This window comes from Microcoleus sp. PH2017_24_DOB_U_A (assembly GCF_020738205.1).
Lineage (GTDB): Bacteria > Cyanobacteriota > Cyanobacteriia > Cyanobacteriales > Microcoleaceae > Microcoleus.
On sequence record NZ_JAEQCT010000184.1, the window covers coordinates 1 to 5,755 of the forward strand.

Sequence of the window (5,755 nt, forward strand, 5' to 3'; positions counted from 1 at the left end):
CAAAAAAGGTACGTAGTTGCGATTGAGCGCTCCGGAATTGCTAATCTAAAGCATAAAGGACAGACAAAAAAGGTACGTAGTTGCGCTTGAGCGCTCCGGCATTGCTAATTTAAAGCATAAAGGACTCAAGGTAAAAAAATAAAACAAACCAGTCAGTGAATATATAGCCTTTTTCAAAAAGATGAGGTATAACTGACAGCTCGATAACCGCTTAGACTAAGAGGGCTGAAGCCCAACAACATACCTCATATGAGAGCTAGATCCGCTATAGCTGAATTTTCAAGTTATCCATTTTCCTAACCCTGATTAAGTAATGCTCAGCGCTATTTATAAGATTAGGAAAGAGCGCTGAAGCGCAACTACGTACCTTAGCCCAAGGGGGAAATTACCTTAAACTAACGAAAACAAAATTACCATTTCTCTGCCCGAATCCATACTGTATTTGAATCTATTTAGCAGCAACCATCAGCTACTAAATTTAATCAAGTGCCTTCATTGCTTGGACAAATTGCCGCGAGATAAAAGGCAAAATCTCTTCATTCTTGCTATTCTCTTTCCCCTCGGTAAAGACAACTAACAAATACGGCCGCAAACCAGGTATTTCAATATAAGCAGCATCATGACGAACTTGACTTGTCAACCCCGCTTTTGACCACAATTTTGTATTTTCTGGCAATCCGCCACCTAAAAAACCTGTAACTTGATTTTCGGGATCTGCTTCTAATGCTGCTGGTTCTAAACTGCGTTTCATCAAACCCATCATATCTTGCGACGCTTGTGCAGAAACAGCTACGCCACCGATGATAGTATGCAGCAAACGCGCCGCTGCATTTGTAGTCAGCATATTCCTATTTTCCATTAATTCTCCCAGAAATGCTCGCTCGCGACCGTAGGGGCCGTCGCACCAGGTTTTTTGATTGGCGTTAATGTTTTGTAATTCCGGCCAATCTAATGATTGAAAGTAACGGTTGATGAGATTTCGCTGCTGTTTCCAAGTTTCAAAGGGGCCTGGTGATAATTCGGGGCCGCTGGTGGTGCCGGTGAGGGCGTCTACTACTAAGCTGGTGGCGTCGTTGCTGGAGTCAACAATCATATCTCGGACGGCGCGTTCTAATTCTGGCGATGTTTGAATCATGCCTTTTTGTGTCCATTCCCAGATGGCAACAAGGTAGAATAGTTTGACGATGCTGGCGGGATAAATTCGTTCGGAAGCCCTGGCGCTAAAACCTCGCGGTTGATATTTCCAAAATTCTTGTGGACTTAGGGCGCCACCTGTGTTGACTCGCACTGGCGGATCGTAGACTATCCAGGTTACTGCTGTACGATCGCCCTTCAATCCAGTAAATTCTGCCTGGACTGCATCTATAATGCTACTGCCGAGGGTTTCTAATTGTTCGTCTTTGTGGAAAAATGTCATGGTTAATGGTTGACTGCTGACGATTAACGGCGGTTGGCGGTTGGCTAATGGCAATAAATCGTTAAGTGCGAACAATTAATAGCAAATAATTAGCAATTAGCAATGGTCAATTATCAATTATCTGATGGTGTGGAGTATCGGGCGCGATCGCACATAAATATTTACGATTCCCCAAAGTGCGATCGATTGGCGACTCAAGCGGCGCAGGGGCGACATTTGCTTTTTTTTGACCCCCCCCAGCCAGGGCGGGCACGGGGGCACCGCTACAAGGGGGGGAGAGATGGCATAGATTCCCTTGTGCAGGGGGATACAACGGCTGTGATGGTGCGGCTGTGCGAAGACGATTATCCGGGATGGCTGGATCTTCGAGATATTGAGTTGCTCGAAGTCACAGAAACAGTGTATCATCCTCTGGTGCTTTCTGAAGCCCAAATTAGGGATAAATTGTCGATCGCAATTACTTTTACTCGCGAGGCGATGCACCAATCCAATTATTACCTTTGGGGCGGTACAGTCGGGCCAAATTATGATTGTTCGGGATTGATGCAAGCTGCTTTTGTGGCTGCGGGAATCTGGTTGCCGAGGGATGCTTACCAGCAAGAAGCTTTTACTACATCTATTATTAGTGTTAGCGATGTAGATCCGGGAGATTTAGTATTTTTTGGTACGCCGGAAAAAGCCACTCATGTAGGATTGTATATCGGAGAAAATCGCTACATTCACAGTTCGGGAAAAACTCAAGGTCGCGATGGTATTGGTATCGATGTTTTGTCGGATGATGGGGATGCAGTCAGTCGGGCTTATTACCAGCAATTGCGCGGATATGGTAAAGTTGTGGCAAGTTATCAACCTAGTTAGTAGTTGACAGTTGACAGTTGACAGTTGACAGTTGACTGCTGACTAATGACAGTTGACTGCTGACTAATGACTAATGACTGCTGACTGCTGACTAATGACTAATGACAACTGATGTTATCTAACAAAACAATGGACGCTGCATTATTTTTGGAAAAATTGGCTGAACAGCAGGCTGCAACTGAGGTGGCGATCGACGTTTCGGTCGTGGTGCCAGTGTATAATGAGGTGGAAAGTTTGCCTCATCTGATTGAGGCGATCGCCTCTGCGATTCAACCATCTGGACTTAGCTATCAAATTATCTGTGTAGATGACGGTTCGTCGGACAATTCTGCTGACCTTCTCAAGCAGCTAGCCGGTAGTCGCGATGACCTTTGTGCTGTGCTTTTGCGCCGCAATTACGGGCAAACTGCTGCCATGTCCGCTGGCTTCGATCGCGCGACAGGCCGTGCTATTGTTACCCTAGACGGCGATTTGCAAAATGACCCTGCTGATATTCCGATGTTGCTGGACAAGTTAAATGAAGGCTACGATTTAGTTAGCGGTTGGCGCAAAAATAGGCAAGACAATACTATCAGCCGCCTGATTCCTTCTAAAATTGCTAACTGGTTAATTGGTCGCGTTACGGGCGTAACTTTGCACGACTACGGTTGTTCTTTGAAAGCTTATAAATCTGAGTTAGTTGCAGACTTAAATCTCTACGGGGAGTTGCACAGATTTTTGCCGGCTTTGGCGTTTATTGAAGGCGCGAGAATTGCAGAGATTCCGGTGCGACATCACGCGCGCCGTTTCGGTCAAAGCAAGTACGGGATTTGGCGGACTTTTCGAGTATTGATGGATTTGTTGACTATTTCTTTTATGAAGAAGTTCCTGACTCGACCGATGCACGTTTTTGGACTTTTGGGAATGAGTTCGATGGCATTGGGAACGGTTTTAGGGATTTATTTGACAGTCCTCAAATTGGGTTTCGGTCAAATTATTGGCAATCGTCCTTTGCTGATTTTGGCTGTGGTGTTGTTGTTGACTGGCGTGCAGTTATTTTGTTTTGGTTTGTTGGCGGAAGTCATGATGCGGACTTATCACGAGTCTCAGGGAAAACCGATTTATAGAGTCCGTGAGGTGTTTGGTTCTAAATAAGACATTGATTTGTATTGAATAAAATTTAGTCCTGTAAACAGGTTTGTAGTGAGGACTTTAGTACGCAAAAATCAAAGGACTGAAGTCCTCACTACAAACCGCAATCAACAGGTTTGTAGTGAGGACTTTAGTCCGCAAAAATCAAAGGACTGAAGTCCTCACTACAAACCAATTTTATTGTAGTCGATCGCCCGGACAAGGTATTATATTTAACTCATGACTTTTTGAGCTTGTCGGAGAGATTGAATAGTTGCGATCGCGTGTTGAGACACTGCATCTATTTCAGCAGCAGTATTGAACCGACCAATCCCAAAGCGAATTGAGGCGTAGGCTAATTTGTCCGATCGCCCGATCGCTGCTAAAACATGAGAAGGAGATATTTTCGCCGAAGTACAAGCAGAACCCGAAGACACCGCCGCCGCCGGTTGCAAACCCAACAGCAGTGCTTGACCGTCAACACCGCCTACACTAATATTAAGATTCCCCGGCAATCTCTTCGTCGCGTGACCGTTCATCACAACATCACCCAATCCACTCAAATTTTCCCACAAATGCTGCCGCAAATTTACAACTCGTGCTGTTTCCACCTCCATTTCCGAAATTGCTAACTCTACTGCTTTAGCAAATCCGACTATTTGCGGTGGGTAGAGAGTACCCGATCGCATTCCCCGTTCGTGGCCTCCTCCGTGCATTTGTAGGGCTAGTTGGACTCTCGGCTTGTTGCGTCGCACGTAGAGGGCGCCGATGCCTTTTGGCCCGTAGATTTTGTGCGCCGTCAAAGACATCAGATCGATGTTCATTTCCTCTACGTCGAGGGGGATTTTGCCGATCGCCTGCGCCGCATCCGTGTGAAACAAAATGTCATTTCCGCGACAAATTGCTGCTATTTCGGCGATCGGCTGAATCACACCAATTTCGTTATTAGCCGTCATCACAGAAACTAAAATTGTCTCGGCCTTAATCGCTTTAATCAAATCTCCAATATCAATTAGTCCGTCGCTTTTCACAGGTAAAACCGTAATGCTAAACCCCAATTTTTCCAAATATTTACAGGGATCAAGAATGGCATTATGTTCAGTTTGTACTGTGATAATGTGCTTTCCTTTACTGAAATAGGCTTCAGCGACGCCTTTAATCGCTAAATTATTTGCTTCCGTTGCACCGCTGGTAAAAACAATTTCTTCGGGAGAGGCATTGATCGCTTCTGCTATGATTTGTCGTGACTGTTTTACCGCTGCTTCTGCTTCCCAGCCGTAGACGTGGTTGATGCTGGCTGCGTTGCCGAATTGTTCGGTAAAATACGGCAGCATCGCATCAACTACTCGTTTGTCTACAGGGGTTGTGGCGTGGTTGTCGAGGTAGATAGGACGTGCGGACATAGTTTGGTTTTGGTTAAAAAGGTGTTAGGTTTATTGTAGACGAGCCCTTTGTTCTACCACAAAACTTTATATTTAACAAATATTTGTGAAGATTTATGCGACCTGACATTCAGGGATTAGAAATTACTGTCGGTGAGCTCAAGCACCTCAGCGGCGCGGGGCCCGATCGCGTATACCGGCCTGCGACTGCTACTAAATTTGCCCGCGAAGCTTTAAAAACAGTCAGTTTAATTGTTTTGGTTCTAATTAGCTGTTGGCTGCTGGTATTGATATTTCCTAGGGCTTATTTGTTGTGGTTGGCCCTGCACTTGGGTGCGATCGCCGGTTTGATCTTGGAAGATGCCTGGAAAATTTGGTGCAGCCGGAACCAAGATTTAATCCATCTTTTTGATGATGTCGATCGCTATAATGGTATAATCAAAGCGATCGAAATTAATGACCGACTCGAAGATGCTGGCAATCCGAACGTCAAAATAGGCGATCGCGCAAAAGTTATTAAAGCCTTGCAGCTCATCAGAGAGGATTTAGTTCGAGCTTTGAAAACCGAGAGGATTCTCAGGGAAAACAAAAAATTTGTCGATACTAACTCAGAACTGTTTGCCAATAATTTAAAAACTTTGAATGCCCTGCAAATTAGCGATCGATCGAGCCAGCCGGGGCGATTGCTCAACGAAGCTTTGCAGCTAGCTGTGGGAGTTCAAGCAGAAATGAAAAAGCTACAAGATCGAAATGCTGCCAATTCAGTTGACAGTTGACAGTTGACAATTGACAGTTGACAGCGACCTCTACCTAGAAGGAAGAGGATTGGAGTAATGAATCGTCTGATTTTAATTTCTAGGCCAAAGGGTTCCGGCTTTCAACCACTGTAGTTTAGACTAAAAAATGAGTACAGCTAAAAGTAGCCACCTTTGAATCTCAGGCAAGCTGTTGCTTAAAAACTCAAGAGGGATCAGATTAAATAGCTAAT

The 5,755-nt window shown here is 45.0% G+C and carries 5 protein-coding genes; 3 read left to right on the forward strand and 2 right to left on the reverse strand.

Going from position 1 to position 5,755, the window contains the following annotated elements:
- Positions 1–478: 478 nt before the first annotated feature.
- Positions 479–1,417, reverse strand: coding sequence for a serine hydrolase (locus JGK07_RS32515; RefSeq protein WP_293190207.1), 939 nt, complete (start codon positions 1,415–1,417; stop codon positions 479–481).
- Positions 1,418–1,519: 102 nt separating this feature from the next.
- On the opposite strand from JGK07_RS32515, the gene JGK07_RS32520 reads away from it, so the two are divergent.
- Positions 1,520–2,275 (forward strand): C40 family peptidase, encoded by a 756-nt coding sequence (locus tag JGK07_RS32520; RefSeq protein ID WP_293181640.1) that lies wholly within the window; start codon positions 1,520–1,522, stop codon positions 2,273–2,275.
- Between the two features lie 129 nt (positions 2,276–2,404).
- Positions 2,405–3,409, forward strand: a complete 1,005-nt coding sequence (locus JGK07_RS32525; protein ID WP_293181638.1) for a glycosyltransferase family 2 protein — start codon at positions 2,405–2,407, stop codon at positions 3,407–3,409.
- A gap of 209 nt (positions 3,410–3,618) precedes the next feature.
- On the opposite strand, the gene JGK07_RS32530 is transcribed toward JGK07_RS32525, so the two are convergent.
- A complete protein-coding gene (locus JGK07_RS32530) occupies positions 3,619–4,788 on the reverse strand; it encodes a cysteine desulfurase family protein (protein WP_293181636.1) in 1,170 nt (389 codons plus the stop codon).
- Between the two features lie 95 nt (positions 4,789–4,883).
- On the opposite strand from JGK07_RS32530, the gene JGK07_RS32535 reads away from it, so the two are divergent.
- The gene (locus JGK07_RS32535) at positions 4,884–5,543 is read left to right on the forward strand and encodes a hypothetical protein (RefSeq protein WP_293226770.1); all 660 of its coding nucleotides are present in this window, start codon (positions 4,884–4,886) and stop codon (positions 5,541–5,543) included.
- The last annotated feature ends 212 nt before the right edge of the window (positions 5,544–5,755 follow it).